Source organism: Arcicella aquatica (genome assembly GCF_034928825.1).
GTDB lineage: Bacteria > Bacteroidota > Bacteroidia > Cytophagales > Spirosomataceae > Arcicella > Arcicella aquatica.
Window position 1 is genome coordinate 1 of the sequence record NZ_JAYFUL010000003.1, and the last position, 17,717, is coordinate 17,717.

The window sequence follows — 17,717 nt, forward strand, 5'->3', positions numbered from 1 at the left end:
CAAATCAAATAAAATTGTATTTTTCAAATAAATCATCCCAGATGAAAGCAAAAATCCACCCAGAACATGAGTGGATTTTATCGTAAAGTAATATCGAAAAACAATTTTCAAGGGAAGCCAAATTAGCTTTCTTAAGAACGATAATAGATGCCCTTAAGAAAGCTAATATATTCGCATAAATCTTTATTCTACATAAAGCACTAAGCCTTTTAGATAACTGCCTTCTGGGTGAAAGAAATTCACAGGGTGGTCAGCAGGCTGTGTAAGGTGATGTAATACTTTGGCTTGTCGTCCAGCTTCTAGCGCAGCAGAAACGACAGTATTATAAAATAGCTCTCTGTCAACTACCTGTGAACAAGAAAACGTAAATAAAATTCCTCCCTTCGCTAATCTTTTAAAACCTTCAGTATTCAATCTCTTATACCCTTGAATAGCATTATGACGTGTAGCTACGTTTTTGGCGTAAGCAGGTGGGTCAAGTACGATTAAATCATAAAACTGGTCGTTAGCTTTCAAGTACTTCATTACATCTTCGGCATAAGCCTGATGATTTAACCCTTGAAAATTGTTTGCTTCGATATTTTGAGTAACCAAGTCGATTGCTTTCTGAGAAACGTCAACAGAATGCACTAATTCAGCCTCGGCCCCCAAAGCATACATCGAAAAGCCACCTGAATAACAGAATGAATTCAATACTTTTTTGCCTTTTGAATATTTTGCTAATAAGGCCCTGTTATCTCTTTGGTCAAGGAAAAAACCAGTTTTTTGTCCAGTCTCCCAGTTAATCATAAACTTAAAACCATTTTCAAGGACAGGGTGTGGTACTGTACACGCACCAAATAAATAACCATTCTGAACGGTTGACGCAAACTGGTTAGGAAGCGTTTCGTGCGATTTATTATAAATAGCGATTAATTTATCTCCATATACTTTTTGTAAGGCTACCGCAATTTTCTCTTTTTCAAGATACATACCGATGCTATGGGCTTGAAAAACGGCAACGCCATTGTAGAAATCAATGATTAGTCCTGGGCAACCATCACCCTCGCCATGGATTAAACGGTAACAATTAGTAGTTTCAAAATCAATTAATTGACGCACCTGATAAGCCTTTTGGATTTTATCAAACCAGAAGTTTTCATCAGCGTCAGTTTCTTGAAAAGAAAATATTTTCACAGCGATACTTCCTTCATGATAATGTCCAGTAGCCAAATAGTTTTTGTGCGAATCAAACACATCAACGGCTTCACCATCAGTAGGACTGCCAATAATTTTTGCAATAGCACCCGAAAAAATCCAAGGGTGAAAACGTTTCACAGGGTTTTCCTTACCTGCTTTTAAAATAATTTGTGATTTCATACCACAAAATTACAGATGAAAATCGTTTTAATCCTTATTCACCCTGCATTTTCAAAGGAATCAATTTTCATCTCGTACTTTAAACAGTTTTTGAAGCCATGTTTGCTGTTCTTTTTCATCGGCTTGTTTTTCTTTAGCGGATGGAACAAACTGTATGTTGCTTAAATCTGGCTGACCAGCATCTATCCAAGCAGTGTACCAAAAATCACCAATCATTTTGATAGACCTTCGCATTTGCCTTTCTACTTGTCCACTCAATGCTTCATGGTATTTTTTTGAATAGTCTTTAGCATACTTCTTGACATTTTGCCCGTTATGCTCTTCAATACTATATTTTTTACTTGTGTTGGTGGAGGCGTTTAGGTATTTTTCAAAGGCAAAAACGGAATCTAAACACGCATTTGCATGGCTGACGGCTTCCCAAGTTCGTTTACTGATAGATTTTTCATAAGTAGCCGAGCCTACTAAGAAATCATAGTTACTAGCAAATAATTCTGGTAATCGAGATTCCCAAAAACCATGAATACCGATTTGATTAGTTTTTTGTCCGTTGTAATTAGACGAAGTATGAAGTGGCACATTGGCATCAGCGATATAATGACCAATTTCAGCAGAGACTTTGAGAATCTTTTGAGCATTTTTTTCTTCAAATGCCTTTGTCAGTTGAAACTTCATGAACTGAATATGCCAAGGAACGATACCATGCTTGAATAAACTATCTTCTGAAAATTTTTCAACAGCATCATTCCAGTAATGTGGGAGTTTGTAAATGGCACTATCACCATAGCTATCCAAATCAATGTAATGTTTTGGGGCTTCGTCCTGCACAGCATACCTTCGACGGTCGGGAGCAACCGAGTGTTCTACAATATAATATAAGTTTGTTTTGTAGAAAGAAATCATCTCGGGTGGTAAAGTAAAGATAGCTAACTGATTAATGCGTTGATGTGCGAAAAATCCCCATTTTGTGTCCTTATGAGTATTCAGGCAAGGTTTTGGGGTAATATAGCCTTTACTTTTAAAAGCAAATGAAGCTGAAATGTTGGAAAATGAACATAAAAGAAGGAGTAAAAATATTTTTCTCATGGCGATATACTTTAGGTATAAAAAGCTAATTCTAGCTAATTTAAAAGTTTTTGTAAATATGCACTTGTATTATCTTAAAAAAGATGTACCTTTGCACCTCAATAATAGAAAATCAGAAAACCAATATTATTCGGGAAATAAACATGGCAAATCACAAATCATCTTTAAAAAGAATCAGAGCAAACGAAGCAAAAAGATTACGTAATCGTTATCAGCACAAAACTACACGTACAATGGTGAAGAAATTGCGCTTGACACACGATAAAGTAGTTGCTACTGATCTTTATCAAAAAGTTTCTTCTGCTCTTGACAAATTAGCTAAGAAGAACATTATTCACAAGAACAAAGCTTCTAACTTGAAATCTAAGTTAGCAAAGTTAGTGAATAAAATAGCTTAATATAGCTTTGAAATATTCATAAAAAAATGACCTTTCTGGAAAGAGAGGTCTTTTTTTATGCCTAAAATTTTGTAAAAAAAATATTTTAGTTTTAATTTAATATTTATAAAATATCGTTTCTACTGAAATACGATAATGAAGCTGTTTAAACTTTTCGTTTCTGAGGTGAAAGTATTGTATTTTTGGATTGATTTTTTCAAAATTTGCGAAGCATAGCATCGCTACGTTGAGTAAATTTTGGAACAAGCTATTCTAAAAGACTTAGTTTAATCCGAAAGGGAAAGTTTAAACAGCTTCAATAGTTGATTTCGTCAAAAATAAAATACATACACTATATTAACGCTTTAAAACTTAACACCTATGAAGTCCTACGAGAATACCCATCTCAATATCAAATCTTGGGCAGAAGAAGATAGACCTCGTGAAAAACTACTTATCAAAGGCAAAGCAGCCTTATCAGACGCAGAATTGCTAGGGATATTAATTGCTACAGGTATTCAGAACATGACAGCCATTGATATTGCCAAAGTAATACTCCAGAGTGTAAATAATGATTTGAATCAACTAGCGAGGCTCTCTGTGAAAGATTTAGCTAAGTTTAAAGGAATTGGTGAAGCGAAAGCCATTACGATAGTCAGTGCCTTAGAATTAGGGAGGAGAAAGAAAAACACAGAGAAAACAGAACGCCCAAGGATTAGGTGTTCAGCAGATGCTTATGAAGTACTAAAACCTCATCTGTCAGATTTACAGCATGAAGAATTTTGGGTTATCTTACTCAACCGTGCCAACGATGTAATGAAATGTGAAAGAGTAAGCATCGGTGGCGTATCTGGCACAATTGCTGACCCTAAAATGATATTTAAAGTAGCTTTAGAACACTTAGCGAGCGGTATTATTCTATCGCACAATCATCCTTCGGGTAATTTAAGCCCTAGTCAGGTAGATAAAGACCTTACACAAAAATTAAGAGCAGGAGGACAGCATCTAGATATACCTGTATTAGACCACCTGATTTTTACCGATAAAAAATACTTCAGCTTTGCCGACGAAGGAATGTTATGAAAGAACCTATTTTTTCCAGAACATCATTGTTTCTATTAAACTTTTACGAGCGCCCTTTTCATAAAAACAGGCATTAGGAACAGTTGGCGGTTTTCTGAAGATAGGAATACTAGCACCAAAGTATAAATCTAGCCCCCGAGGTGTGCCGATATTTAATATACTTCCCAAGTTGTCAGTTCCCAGAAAAACAGGCCCTAGGCGAGCAGACAAGCCAAATGAAAAGGTGCTATAATTATCTAATAGTGCAAAAGGCATAGCCACTTCTGCCCATTTAGTTTCCCATCTAGGGGTTATTGCTAGCAACGAAGGAGATTTTATACCAATAGAATTGTCACTTCTTAAAGCATGTGTCCAAACGCTATTGATGTAAATATTGTTTTTGTAATGATAATCAAAATTTACGCTGAAAGCTGTTGGTAAACTAGTGTGAAATAATGACTGAGCTTGATCTTCACTCAGGTTTAAAGAAGCATTGATACGGTCGAGGCCGTCATTAAGTCCTTGTACTTTTTTATAGTCTTTTGAATTAAAAACTTTATTCGTAGTATTTATATCCCAATTTTTTACATAATTAGGATTAGAATACTTTAGCCCACCAATATCCAATAATGAAACACCCACTCGAAATTGATATTTGTTTTTACTTGGGTCTAATTTCAAAACACCCTTTTCACGATACGAGAATTTACGTAAATCTGGACGAAACTCATACACAATACCAATATCTACGCCCCAGCCACTACCAGCAGATTGATTGCCAAAAATCCATCCGGGACTAAACTTTGCGTTTTCAAAAGCTTCATTTTTTGTATATCCATATTGAGCCACAAGACTATTAATTCTTAATAAACGCTCGGTACGGTTGGCTGGGTCGGATACAATATCATAATTAGCTCTGTCTATCATCAAGTGGGCAGAATATAAACCCACTAATCGCTTAACCGTAAGACCAACTTTGACAAAGTCTTCGTCTTCGCTCATCAATACTTGCCCAAAACTAAGCCCAAATTCAACAAAGCTATTTGCGTTGAAAGTAGTGCCATTTAGGTTAACCAACTGGTTTTGAATACCTTCATTTTTAATATTTGTACGAATTAGTTCAGAAAATTGGCTTTCCATACCTGTGAAATTGATGCCAGTTCGTACGCGTGTCAAAACAGCAAAAGATTGTCTGTTATTCAGGTTGATTAAAGCAGATGGTCCTCTGAAATCATCAATGGTGTGTAGGTGTTTAAGTCCAGTACTTTGATTAGCCGCTAAATATTCGTCTTTAAAAAGAATGTTGTTGTTAACAGGGTTTCTGTATTGAGTAGGAACAGTATTACTGAAGAGTTGCAAGACAGAATAAGGCGCTTCCCAATTGGTGAAGTTATTCGTTAAAAAAAAATCATTGCTTGCTAAGTTAATATATACTTTATACCTTGAGTCTACTACATTAGCAGGATTAGTATAAACTGAATTAGTACCTGCATAATTACTTCCAGAAATACCTAACCATTGTTGTGCTGCGACTCCAAAAGAGAAAAATAAACATATAAAAAAATAAAAAATTAATCTAAGCATTGTTAGTGGTTTTGTGTACTTTGCTATTACTACAAAAACGGTAGCGGTAATAAATTAATGGATAAATAATTTTACAAATATACCGCTAATACAAATTACTTATTAGCTATATAGATTTTAGTGCAAAAATATTATGATTTGGAGTTAAAAGGTAAACAGTTCAATTTAATATTGGAATATTTACATAATTTACTATTTATGTTTTATTAAACTGTAATTTTTTGAAAAAATATTAGAAACATCACTTTTAAACAATAAATTTGTGAGGTTTTGCTTATGGAAATAATGATATTTGTTATTTCTGTAAACTAAGTAACTACTATTAACCAACTTTACTAAAATACAATCTTTACCAGCATGAAAAGAATTGCAGTATTTACTTCAGGAGGTGATGCACCGGGTATGAACGCTTCGATTAGAGCAGTCGTTAGAGGAGGGCTACATCATGGAGTCGAAATTTTTGGAATAATTCGTGGATATAACGGAATGATTAAGGGAGACATTATTCCTCTTAATTCTCAATCTGTAAGTAATATTATTCAGCGTGGTGGAACGATTTTGAAATCTGCGAGAAGTAAAGAATTTATGACTCCAGAAGGTAGAAAAAAAGGCTACGAACAGTTGAAGTCACATGGCATTGAAGGTTTAGTAGCTATCGGAGGAAACGGAACTTTTACTGGTGCTGAAATTTTCTTTAATGAATTCCAAATTCCAACAGTTGGTGTACCAGGAACCATAGATAACGACCTTTTCGGAACAGATTTTACAGTAGGTTATGATACAGCGGTAAATACAGCCTTAGATGCAATTGATAAAATCAGAGATACGGCAGATTCGCACGATAGAGTATTCTTTATTGAAGTAATGGGACGTGACTCTGGCTATATTGCTATTCAGTCGGGTATTTCGGGTGGTGCAGAATCAATCTTAATTCCTGAAGAAAGACAAACTGTTGAAGATGTAGTTGAAACATTGAAAGCAGGCTTTAATAAGAAAAAAACATCATCAATCGTCATTGTAGCAGAAGGAGACGAAGAAGGTAATGCAGCAGTTATTGCAGACAGAATCAAGAAAACAATTGATATTCCTGTTGATATTCGTGTAACAAACCTTGGTCATATCCAAAGAGGAGGAAGCCCAAGTGCTGCTGACAGAATCTTGGCTAGTCGTTTAGGGTTGGGTGCTTTAGAAGGGCTTTTAGCAGGTCATAAAAACGAAATGGCAGGTATCGTAAACGACCAATTAGTCTATACAGCTTTCCATGATACTATCACCATGAAGAAAGTAATCAATACAGATTTATTAAGACTTGCTGGGATTTTGAGTAAGTAGTGTTGACTTAGCATTAAAAAGGGTTTTGGCATTTTTGTCAAAACCCTTTTTGTTTCAAATTAACACCATAATCCTATGAACCAAATAAAATTTGTTAATGCATCCAACCTCTTATAAATTTGTCAATGAATAAAAACATCTGCAATTATTGAGTTTCTACATGAACAGTTAGACTTGTAATTCCCCAACAACACCAAGCTTTTTTTCATAATGCTTCATTTTAAAACCTACATCATTGAACAGAACGACAGACATAATTTCTATCAATACATTTGAACAGATTCCAACACTTGAATCTATTAGGGCAATTCCACGAGAACGGACATTGAAACTTGTTTTTGAAAATGAACTTCAAATTCAAATAGAAGCAATCGGACAAAATCTAAAAAAGGAACTTTCAGGTTTCCAAGTTGCAGTACATACCGTCAACCCTGAAATAAATATTGCAAAACTTATCACACACCAAGAAATTGAAGATAATCAAGATTTTTTTGAGCAGTGTGCAAAGGATTACAGACAATTAGGAGAAGAACTTCTTTTTAAGTTAGTTGATAAGCTTGGCTTAAAATTGAACAAAGACTTTCCAATGGAGACTTTTAATGAGCTTAAACTAGACAAAAGAAGAACTGGCAAAGTTGAAAATTGGAGATATTACGTTCACGGTTTTCATTGTGGATTTGAAAATAACAAAACGGGACAAATTATAGAAGTCCCTCTCTTTATTGGACTTGAATTTGGAGATTTAGACCCTTATTTTTTTACCAGTTATATAAAATCTACACCCCAATATAATCCATTACCTGTAGAAATATTTGAAGACTATGCAGACGGAGTTGTAATAAATGAAAAAATGATTTCACTGGGCAAATTTGAAAGAATAAGTTCAAATGTTGGAAACCATAATGGAATTGTGGTTGCTGACAGACAAAAAGTAGCAATTAAATCTTATGAAGAACTAAATAGATTAGATGAACTCCAAAATAAGCAAAATGAAAAGCCTAAATTTAACTTTTGGAAATTCATAGGTCTAAAAAAATGAAAAAGCGAATACGCAATATCTGTGTGACAATATGATAGACTGTGCGTTTCTATGAAACATTTGTACTAAACATTTCGAATTCTAGAAGAATTTAGCGCAAAAATCCGTAACATAACCTTACCATAAATCACAAACAAAAAATGAAACCCCTCATAAAAACCCTATTAATCATTCTAATCTCTATTACAAACTTTAAAGGTATTGCTCAAAAAAGAGAGGCGTTTAAACTTAAAGAGATTTACAAATCCAAGGATTTAATTATCACCCAAATTGCTAAGAATTCTTTTGAACATACCTCATTTAAACAAACGAATGATTTTGGATATGTTCCTTGTAACGGACTTATCGTCAGAAATAATAATGAGGTAGTTGTTTTCGATACACCAACTAACGACAAAAGTGCAGAAGAGTTAATCAAATGGATAAAAGAAAAGCTCCATTGTAAAATAAATGCCATTATCCCAACCCATTTTCATGATGATTGTTTGGGTGGTTTAAAAGCATTTGATGATAATGATATTCCTTCGTATGCCTATTTCAAAACTATTGAATTGGCCAAAGAAAATAATTATGTTGTTCCCAAAAATAGTTTCAAAGATTCGCTTATTTTAAAAGTTGGCAAGGAACATATTGTTACAAAGTTTTTCGGAGAAGGACATACAAAAGATAATGTAATAGGTTATTATCCGAGCGAAAATATTTTGTTTGGAGGATGTTTAATTAAAGAATTAGAGGCAGGCAAAGGCTATTTAGGTGATGCTACTATTGCAGAGTGGTCGAGTACCGTTGAAAAAGTTAAAAAGGCATATCCAAATGTAAAAATCGTTGTTCCCGGACATGGAGAATACGGAAACAAAGCATTACTTGATTATACCATTAAATTATTCAAACCTTAGCAATACCCCAATACCCTATAAACACAATATCCCAGAATCTCATGAATTAAGTGATAGCCTTCATAATAGGCACCTTCGCTTGGAACAATCAGACTACTAAAAGTAAAAACCCTTGCTTTTGATTTGAAGGCTGTACTAAAAGGAGTGACCGTCAATCCTGCTTTTTCAAAACAGCCTAACGAGCGTCTCATGTGAAAAGCTGAGGTAAATAATAGATATTTGTTGCCTAGCTCGGGCTTTTTACGAAGTATTTCAGCCGTGAAAGAAGCATTTTCTCGGGTATTTCTAGCTTTGGTTTCTAAGATAAGGTCTGATTTTTTTACGCCTAATTCTTCTAATAATTGTGCAGTTTTTAGGTTTTCATCCGAAAAATCTGTTCTAATGATAGTTAAATCAGTATTACCTCCCGTTATAAGTATTTTCTTTATTTTGCCTTGTTTATATAAACGAAGGGGTTGGATAAATCTATCAGCCGTTTTATCGACAAAAATCTGCTGAGGAGTTCCTTCTTTATTGCTAATCATTCCACCCGTTAGAATAATACCGACATCATAAGGCTCAACAATAGTTTCAGGAGAAGTAGCAGGAGTTTCCCAAAGCATAAAACCTTCGTTTACGATAAAATCATTGCCAAATACAAAAATCATTACTAACGTACTGATTAATAATTGCTTTTTACGTTGAGGATTCTTGGTAAAAATTGCCCAAACTAATACAAAGATGGTTAGAGAAAGAGGCATTAGTACATAAAAAAGTACTTTAGAAAGAAAGTAAAACATATTGGAAAAAGGTATGTCTGTTTGGAAATAAAAATCGTTAATAACCTTTAGTGAAACAAGGTGAAATATGCGTAAGGATGAAATTATTTAAGAATCGTTTACAAAACTACTAAATACTTTTTCTTAATGCTTTACTAGCGTAACTTTGAGAAAAAATAACATTCTTCAGGCTCTTACAATTTAAAAACATAGCAACAACAGTTAAACTAATGAAAAGAATATTTCAAATTTTACTCCTACTAAGTATTACTGGTTTTTCTAATCAGCTTTTAGCCCAGACAAGTGAAGGTTTTTCTATCAAAGGAAAAATAAAAGGCATCAAAGATACCACTGTTTTTTTAGCACATTATTTTGGTTATAATCAACAAGTAATAAAAGATACTGCGAAGGTTGATTCGGAAGGTAATTTCCTTTTTAAAGGAGACAAAAAATTGCCTGAAGGACTATATTTGGTTTCGTTACCAAAGGGTAAATATTTTGATGTCATTATTGGTAACCAAGAGTTTGCGTTTGAAACGGATACGGTTAATCTAATCCGTAAAATGAAAATAACGGGTTCTAAAGAAAATGAGGCTTTCTTTAAATTTCAACAAGAAATGTCTGACCGATTTGATGAGATGAAAGCCTTGGAAGCTGAAAGTAAAAAAGGAAAATCGGCAACTGTTGATGCTAAAATAAAGAAAGTCCAAGCTAGTACCACTCAATTTCAAAAAGATTGGTTAAAAGCTAATGAGAATTTATTTGCTGGCAAATTGATTAAATCATCACAGGAGCCAGAAATTCCAACATATCCGAAGCCTCTTCAAACTAAAGCAGATACCGCAGCGATGTATCAGTATCAATTTCAATATTATAAAGCTCATTTTTGGGATAATGTTGATTTAAAAGATGATAGAATGATGCGTACACCATTTTTACAAAAGAAATTGGAACGTTATTTTGACGATTTGACTGTTCAAGTATCCGATTCTATTGCTAAAGAGGCTGATTTTGTATTGGCAAGAGCTACTTCGAGAGATGTAAGAAGATATACAATTTATAAAATCTCTAGTCAGTATGAAAATCCAAAAATCTTAGGGACAGATGGCGCATTTGTACACATGGCAGAGAAATATTATATCGGCGAACCATCATTATGGGATACTTCTACTGTAAGAAGAATGAAAGAAAGAGTGGCAATATTGAAACCCCTTTTGATAGGTAAAAAATTGCCAGATATGTACCTTACAGACACTTTGGGAAGAGAAATTGATATTCCACGTATACCTGCTGATTATACTGTTTTGTTTATTTATGACCCTGAATGTAGCCATTGTCGCGAGTCTGCTCCGAAATTGAAAAAAGCCTATCAAACTTTAAAAACTAAAAATGTAAAAGTAGTAGCTGCTTCAATCGACAGAACGCCTTTAAAATGGAAAGGGTTTATCAAAGAATTTAAGCTAGAAGAATTAATTAATGGGATAGATATTCATAAAAATGCCCTAACAGGTAAAGAAGAGTATTACACCGACTTTAAAAATAATTTTGATGTATATGCTACGCCAGTAATTTATGTATTGGATAAAGACAAAAAGATTATTGCCAAACGTTTACCAGTAGAACAAGTAGAAGATTTTATTGATTTTACCAGAAAACAAAAGGCTTCTAAAAATATCAGATAAACAAACATGAGTCATCCCGAATTTTGAAATCATAAAAAAGCGGTCGAAAAACTAATTTCGACCGCTTTTTTGTGATTGATGTTCCTCGAATTCCTACTGTTTGAGCGAAGCGAGTCGGTTCGCCGATGCGATTAGGAATTCTTGATTTTCTTTTGCGGTCCGCCGTGCGGTTACTTTTCTTTCATCAAGGAAAGAAAAGTAAGGACGAGAGTAAATACAAAAATGTGTGAGAATCTTCTAATTAAAGGGAAATTAGTGATAAACCATATTTTACTTATTACTTATACCAAAACTTCATGATGTCGTTCTTTCTCCCAATCTTTTAAATAATCAATCAATTCGCTAAGTTCTAAACTGGCTCCAGTACCAAGATAAGCTTCATAATTGCCTACTGCTAATGCAAGAATTTGTTCTGGTAATAAATCGAGCATTAATCCTAGGCAAGCTCCTGCATTAAAATTGTCTCTGCCACCTGTGGAGATACGCTTTTGGAAAGAACTTTTACCTTTCACTTCGTAAACATGATTTTTATAAATCATCAATGCTTCTTCGTGTGCATGAACAAAAATCTGTTGAATATGATAAGTACTAATAATGTTTTTTAAAATGTCAGGTAATGTTGCGTCTGGGTTATCTTGCTTCAAACCATAAATATATTTCGCCTCGCTTTCGTTCATAGCTAAACTTACTTTGCCATATTGAGCATAACATCCAACTACATCTAGAATTTCAAGGATTTCTTCTTTAGTTCGTTTGCTAATATCAGAAAGGTCAAAGAAGAAATTTTTATGACGCATACCGAATGCATCTTCTTCTTCTTGAATTTTATTTCTAGAAAAGTATTTTGGTGATTGTCTAGTGGCCTCTGGTGACAAATTCACAACGATGTCTTCTAAGAATCCTTTCCAAATATCAGTACAATATTTGATATTTGCCCAGTTGACAAAAGCTAATAACGAGCTTTCGTAAATCCCCCTGCTCAGGTTCTCCACACCTGCTACTGCTGCCACATACGACCACGTGAGTTGTTCAAAAGTACTTTCTTCTGAAAAAATTATTTTGCCATCATTAAATTCCAAAATAGTAGTTTTGGCAGGAGAAGCGATAGAGACTAATTCACAATTAGGATGCATTTCTTCAAATACACCACTAATATCTGGATAGCCCATTGTAGCAATACAAATATTCTTGACACCCAATGCCCCTAATGAATTGGCAAGAATAGGAGCATTACCATTCATTATCATTTCTAATTGCCTAAGATTTACTTTGGTATTTTTTCCTGAAAGAGCAGCCAATTGCGTTGCTAAATCACTAATTGTCTCAAAATAATGGTTTTGACTGTCTTCATTATTATTCACAATTTTTTGAATAGAATCAATGTAAGCATCGAAGCCGACAATGGCTTTCAATGGTTTTCCTGTAGATCGATGTTTTTCTAGGGCTTTGATTAAGCTTGGTAATGTTCTTTTCAAGGTAAAATATTGGGGCGTTTATGAAGTTTAACAAAGATTTTAACAAAAGGTATTTAAGTAAAATTATATAATTTTAAGAAATAATTGTTTAATAAAGGCGTATTTATTCTGTTTTACTATTGCCAAGTACCAAACTTCCCTTGTTGGTAATCTGTATAGGCTTGATAGATTTCCTCTTCGGTATTCATTACAAATGGACCTTGGGCAACCATTGGTTCATTAAAAGGAACAGCATGACCAAGCAACAATACTGAATCGTTGTCAGCTACGATTTGAACACTTGTATCATCATTCATAAATTCTACCAATTGCCTAGCTTTGATTGTCTGTCCATTTACTGTGAGCGCACCTTTTATTAAGTAAAAGAATATGTTTCTTTCTTTGGCAATGTTGATGGTTAATTCAGCAGATGTTTTGAAAGTAATAGTACTTAAAAAAACGCCTGTTTTTGATTCAAAAGCACCCTCGTTTTCCCCCCATTTTCCCGAAATTAATTTTATGGCTACTTTATCATCATCCAAACTTATCGTCGGAATTTCGTCTTCTTGCAAACCCAAATAGAAGGGACTAGTCATTTTTAATTTAGCGGGTAAGTTTAACCATAGTTGTAAGATTTCTAAATCACCACCTTGTTTCTTGAATGCCTCTGAGGATACTTCTGCATGAATTAAGCCACTACCAGCCGTCATCCATTGTACTCCTCCGCTATTGATGATACTTTCATGGCCACTTGAATCTTTGTGCATAATATCGCCAGCGAGGATAAATGTTACTGTCTCCATTCCTCTATGTGGATGTGGACCAAACGGTAAACCTCTGTTATTGGCAGGATACTGTTGAAATCCATGATGATTCAAGAAAATAAATGGATCTACTTGGGCTAAGGTGCTAGTAGGCAAAGGCGAGTAAGTGATTAAATCGGCAATAGGGCGATATGCTGCTTGATGGATTTTTTTAATGCTTCTCATGGAAAATCTTTTTTGGTTTTTGAAGAATGAATTCTTGAAAAATAGTTTCGTTTTTCAATTAACGTGATATTAATTGAAAGAGTTATCTCTTTCTAATAAAATATATACGATTGAAGGAATATTGTATCTGAAAAGACAATTTAAGAGAAAAAAATAAAGAGAGGAGGGTGTAATAATAAGGAAATCCTTATCAAAATAATTTATAGTACTTTTAAAACCTCAATTCCCATATTTGTACTTTTATACACAGGAAACTGAGGTTTTCTTTACACGAATGTTCTAGTCCCAGAATAATTTTCTCTGAACTCTTTAGGGGTACATCCATGTTTTTTCTTGAAGATTCTATTAAAATATGAAAGATTATTATAGCCACATTTAAAGGAAATTTCTGCAATGGATTGTCGCGTATCAATAAGCAAGCGTGAAGCGTGTCCTAAACGAATATCATTTAAGCTATCAATAAAGGTTTTACCCGTTCTTTTTTTGATGAATCTGCTAAAGCTCACTACAGTCATATTGACAATCTTTGCAATATCTTCCAATGAAATTTCTTTGTCATAATTATTCCTCATGTAAACAAAGGCTTTTTCAATTCTACGACTGTCATAAGTAGCATTTTCGTTGGCAAAAGTCAATGTTGTTAAGGTTTTCATATTTCTGGAAACTGACAAGTCGTGTAGGATAGACATCAATTCCATGACAGAGCAAAAACCATTGGTTTGTGTAAGCCCTATCAGACGAGGTTTAATTGCTTGGATGGTTTCCTGAGAAAAAGAAATGCCTCTTGCCGAACGTTCCAACATAGAACGTATAAAGCTCATTTGATTCCTTTTTAAGAATTTTTCATCAAATAAATCTCGGTGAAATTGAATGGTAATTTCATTAATATTTTCAGAAATAGATTCATGTGAAAACCAGCCATGAGGTACATTAGAACCCACCAAAACTAATTCATAACTTGAAATTATTTCGATATTGTCGCCAACTACTCTTTTTGCACCATCTGCATTTTCGATAAAGTTTAGCTCAAATTCTTCATGGTAATGTAAAGGGAAGTCAAACTTACTTTTTGTTCTGGCAAAAACCATGAAACAGTCATTAGAAGTAAGCGGGGTGATTTCACGATAAATTTTAGACATTTGGATAATATGGGTTGAAAAAATCAATAGCTTTTGCAATTAAAGTATTATAAGCATAGATGATGGTTATCCTGTAAATTTGCAATTTTTTGCGGAAAATGCAACAATTTTTGCAGAAATGTATAATAATTAAGGGTTTTCCCTTTGTTTTTAGGAAACTATGAGGATAGCCCTAAACCTAGAAAGTGAAATTTGTATTATAAAAATTCTCTTCTTTAAATAAGTCAGGATTTAGATAGGTTTGAAAAAAAACAAAATAAAATTTTACAAATTCAATTTTTATATTTTACATTTGTCTCAAACTTTAGGGGTGCCTTAAATATAACGGGCTGAGATTATACCCTCAAAACCTGAACGGCGTAATTGCTGCGTAGGAAAAAGTAAGGCAGAATTTTCTTTTCAGATTCGGTGTACAGATTTAAGCATCGTTTTCAAAATTTCACTGCTTTTCTTGGTTAGCTTAAAAAACGATAGATTGATTTTTTCATTCTGATTTGTTGATGGGTTATAATTTTTTGTAGATGATTAGGTGTACAACTAACGCTATAAAATATTTACTCCCAAAGCTCACTCATACACGCTTTAATTTCTCCTTGGTTTTCGCTAAAGTCCATTTGTTTTTATTTTAAATAAATACATGGAATGACTGTCATTATTAACGACCAAATCTTTGAATTTCCTGAAAACCCTCTTTTAATCGAGGTGCTCAATCAGCAAGGCATTATCGAATTGCGAGGTCTTGCCATTGCCATTAACGAAGAAGTAATTCCTCGTGATAAATGGGGAAGCATCAAGCTTAAAAGTAATGACCAGTTGATGCTGATTCGGGCTACTCAAGGCGGTTGAAAATCTGGCGTTCAATATTTCAAAAGCTTATGAAAAACATGAAGAAAACAGAAAAAACTCCTCATGCTGAAACAATCAGCAGAGCCCCCTTTCCAGCTTCCAAAAAAGTTTATGTACAAGGGGAAATTCATGATATTAAAGTAGCAATGCGAGAAATTAGCTTGTCAGATACGATTGTAAATGGCAAAGTAATCTCAGCCAATGCACCCGTAACAGTATATGATACCAGTGGACCATTTACAGACCCAGACATTGATATTGATGTAAGAAAAGGCTTGCCAAGACTAAGACAATCATGGATTTTAGAGCGTGGAGATGTTGAGGAACTCCCTTCAATTACATCAAATTATGGACTAGAACGTTTAGCCAATCCTGCTCTTGATGCGCTAAGATTTGAATACCTTAAAAAACCTTTGAGAGCAAAAGCTGGACAGAACGTATCGCAATTACATTATGCTAAAAAAGGCATTATTACGCCAGAAATGGAATACATTGCCATTCGTGAGAACCAGAAAATACAAGAACTTAGCACGATAGGGCATCAGCACGAAGGACATAGTTTTGGGGCAAATACCCCAAAAGGACTAATTACTCCTGAGTTTGTACGTTCGGAAGTAGCCATGGGTAGAGCGGTGATTCCTAATAATATCAATCACCCAGAAAGCGAGCCGATGATTCTTGGACGTAATTTCTTAGTGAAAATTAATGCTAATATTGGTAATTCGGCTGTTTCATCGAACATTGAAGAAGAGGTAGAAAAAACCGTTTGGGCTTGTCGCTGGGGTGCTGATACCATCATGGATTTATCTACAGGTAAAAACATTCATGAAACCCGTGAGTGGATTATTAGAAATTCTCCTGTTCCAATTGGAACTGTACCTATTTACCAAGCCCTTGAAAAGGTAGGAGGAAAGGCAGAAGATTTGACTTGGGAAATTTTCAAGGATACCCTCATAGAACAAGCAGAACAAGGTGTTGATTATTTTACGATTCATGCAGGTGTATTATTAAGATACGTACCCATGACGGCAAAAAGAGTGACAGGCATCGTATCTCGTGGGGGAAGTATCATGGCAAAATGGTGCTTGGCACATCACAAAGAAAACTTTCTTTATACCCATTTTGAAGAAATTTGTGAAATCATGAAGGCTTATGATGTGGCGTTTTCTTTAGGTGACGGTCTTCGTCCAGGAAGTATTGCTGATGCTAACGATGCCGCACAATTTGCAGAATTGGAGACGCTAGGAGAGCTAACTAAAATTGCTTGGAAACACGATGTCCAAACGATTATTGAAGGTCCCGGTCACGTGCCGATGCACTTGATTAAAGAAAATATGGATAAGCAATTGAAAGAATGTCATGAAGCACCTTTCTATACGCTTGGACCATTAACAACAGATATTGCACCCGCTTACGACCATATTACTTCTGGAATAGGGGCGGCTATGATTGGCTGGTTTGGTTGTGCTATGTTGTGTTATGTAACACCTAAAGAGCATTTAGGACTGCCTAACAAAGAAGATGTAAAAGTAGGCGTGATTACTTATAAGATTGCTGCCCATGCTGCCGACCTTGCCAAAGGACATTATGGTGCACAAATAAGGGATAATGCTTTGAGTAAAGCACGTTTTGAATTCCGTTGGGAAGACCAATTCAACTTATCTCTTGACCCAGACACCGCTCGTGAATATCATGATGAAACGTTACCAGCAGAAGGAGCTAAAATTGCCCATTTCTGTTCGATGTGTGGTCCTAATTTCTGTTCGATGAAAATCACCCAAGAAGTACGCGACTATGCTGACAATATGGGTGTTGAAGAACAAGAGGCTTTGGCAAAAGGTATGCAAGAAAGAGCAAAAATTTTTGTTGAACAAGGTTCGGAGGTCTATATATAATTAATTGTGAATGAGTGATTTAGTGAATGTGTGAATTGTGATTTTAGGCAATTTGATGAGTGATTTTAATTGATTGGAATTGAAGGCATTATGAATTGGTGATTTTTCAAAGATAAAAAGATTAAATTGAGATGGAATAATTATTTAGTTTAGTAAAATTAAATATTTCTGCTGAATCAAACTTAAAAATCACTAATTCACCATTCACTAAATCACTAA

15 protein-coding genes and 1 riboswitch are annotated in these 17,717 nt (G+C 34.5%); of the genes, 8 read left to right on the forward strand and 7 right to left on the reverse strand.

Features of this window, described 5'->3' with window-relative positions:
• Nucleotides 1-183: 183 nt before the first annotated feature.
• Nucleotides 184-1,359 (reverse strand): class I SAM-dependent rRNA methyltransferase, encoded by a 1,176-nt coding sequence (locus VB264_RS03215; protein ID WP_323246708.1) that lies wholly within the window; start codon nucleotides 1,357-1,359, stop codon nucleotides 184-186.
• A 60-nt stretch (nucleotides 1,360-1,419) separates the two neighbouring features.
• Nucleotides 1,420-2,445 (reverse strand): zinc dependent phospholipase C family protein, encoded by a 1,026-nt coding sequence (locus VB264_RS03220; protein WP_323246709.1) that lies wholly within the window; start codon nucleotides 2,443-2,445, stop codon nucleotides 1,420-1,422.
• 143 nt (nucleotides 2,446-2,588) lie between these two features.
• Here VB264_RS03220 and rpsT point away from each other — a divergent pair, with 143 nt between their 5' ends.
• Together rpsT and radC are read left to right on the forward strand one after the other, a co-directional pair.
• Nucleotides 2,589-2,843, forward strand: coding sequence for a 30S ribosomal protein S20 (gene rpsT / locus VB264_RS03225; protein WP_309919933.1), 255 nt, complete (start codon nucleotides 2,589-2,591; stop codon nucleotides 2,841-2,843).
• Between the two features lie 360 nt (nucleotides 2,844-3,203).
• Nucleotides 3,204-3,905, forward strand: coding sequence for a RadC family protein (gene radC / locus VB264_RS03230; protein WP_323246712.1), 702 nt, complete (start codon nucleotides 3,204-3,206; stop codon nucleotides 3,903-3,905).
• Between the two features lie 6 nt (nucleotides 3,906-3,911).
• Here radC and VB264_RS03235 read toward each other — a convergent pair whose 3' ends face one another.
• Nucleotides 3,912-5,468 (reverse strand): DUF5723 family protein, encoded by a 1,557-nt coding sequence (locus VB264_RS03235; RefSeq protein ID WP_323246713.1) that lies wholly within the window; start codon nucleotides 5,466-5,468, stop codon nucleotides 3,912-3,914.
• Nucleotides 5,469-5,825: 357 nt separating this feature from the next.
• Between VB264_RS03235 and pfkA the strand changes: the two genes are divergently transcribed.
• The 3 genes from pfkA (at nucleotide 5,826) to bla (ending at nucleotide 8,735) form a co-directional block, all read left to right on the forward strand.
• Nucleotides 5,826-6,800 (forward strand): 6-phosphofructokinase, encoded by a 975-nt coding sequence (gene pfkA, locus VB264_RS03240; protein WP_309919927.1) that lies wholly within the window; start codon nucleotides 5,826-5,828, stop codon nucleotides 6,798-6,800.
• Nucleotides 6,801-7,035: 235 nt separating this feature from the next.
• A complete protein-coding gene (locus tag VB264_RS03245; protein WP_323246715.1) occupies nucleotides 7,036-7,839 on the forward strand; it encodes a DUF6896 domain-containing protein in 804 nt (267 codons plus the stop codon).
• Between the two features lie 140 nt (nucleotides 7,840-7,979).
• Entirely contained in the window at nucleotides 7,980-8,735 is a 756-nt protein-coding gene (bla, locus tag VB264_RS03250) for a subclass B1 metallo-beta-lactamase (protein ID WP_323246717.1), read from the forward strand.
• Here the strand turns inward: bla and VB264_RS03255 are convergent.
• On the reverse strand, nucleotides 8,732-9,514 hold the full coding sequence (locus tag VB264_RS03255) for a YdcF family protein (protein WP_323246719.1): 783 nt from the start codon (nucleotides 9,512-9,514) through the stop codon (nucleotides 8,732-8,734). The two genes, bla and VB264_RS03255, sit on opposite strands and share 4 nt — an antisense overlap.
• Before the next feature lie 209 nt (nucleotides 9,515-9,723).
• Here VB264_RS03255 and VB264_RS03260 point away from each other — a divergent pair, with 209 nt between their 5' ends.
• Nucleotides 9,724-11,175 carry a DUF4369 domain-containing protein gene (locus VB264_RS03260; RefSeq protein ID WP_323246721.1) on the forward strand — a complete coding sequence of 484 codons (1,452 nt, stop codon included), beginning with the start codon at nucleotides 9,724-9,726 and terminating at the stop codon, nucleotides 11,173-11,175.
• A 281-nt stretch (nucleotides 11,176-11,456) separates the two neighbouring features.
• Here VB264_RS03260 and VB264_RS03265 read toward each other — a convergent pair whose 3' ends face one another.
• The 3 genes from VB264_RS03265 to VB264_RS03275 form a co-directional block, all read right to left on the reverse strand.
• Nucleotides 11,457-12,650 carry a hypothetical protein gene (locus VB264_RS03265; RefSeq protein ID WP_323246723.1) on the reverse strand — a complete coding sequence of 398 codons (1,194 nt, stop codon included), beginning with the start codon at nucleotides 12,648-12,650 and terminating at the stop codon, nucleotides 11,457-11,459.
• A 116-nt stretch (nucleotides 12,651-12,766) separates the two neighbouring features.
• Nucleotides 12,767-13,618, reverse strand: coding sequence for a pirin family protein (locus tag VB264_RS03270; protein ID WP_323246725.1), 852 nt, complete (start codon nucleotides 13,616-13,618; stop codon nucleotides 12,767-12,769).
• A gap of 266 nt (nucleotides 13,619-13,884) precedes the next feature.
• Entirely contained in the window at nucleotides 13,885-14,757 is an 873-nt protein-coding gene (locus tag VB264_RS03275) for an AraC family transcriptional regulator (protein ID WP_323246727.1), read from the reverse strand.
• 296 nt (nucleotides 14,758-15,053) lie between these two features.
• A riboswitch (TPP riboswitch) is annotated at nucleotides 15,054-15,151 on the forward strand.
• A gap of 248 nt (nucleotides 15,152-15,399) precedes the next feature.
• On the opposite strand from VB264_RS03275, the gene thiS reads away from it, so the two are divergent.
• Nucleotides 15,400-15,603 (forward strand): sulfur carrier protein ThiS, encoded by a 204-nt coding sequence (gene thiS, locus VB264_RS03280; RefSeq protein WP_323246729.1) that lies wholly within the window; start codon nucleotides 15,400-15,402, stop codon nucleotides 15,601-15,603.
• Nucleotides 15,604-15,641: 38 nt separating this feature from the next.
• Nucleotides 15,642-17,498 carry a phosphomethylpyrimidine synthase ThiC gene (gene thiC, locus VB264_RS03285; protein ID WP_323246731.1) on the forward strand — a complete coding sequence of 619 codons (1,857 nt, stop codon included), beginning with the start codon at nucleotides 15,642-15,644 and terminating at the stop codon, nucleotides 17,496-17,498.
• Nucleotides 17,499-17,717: the final 219 nt, after the last annotated feature.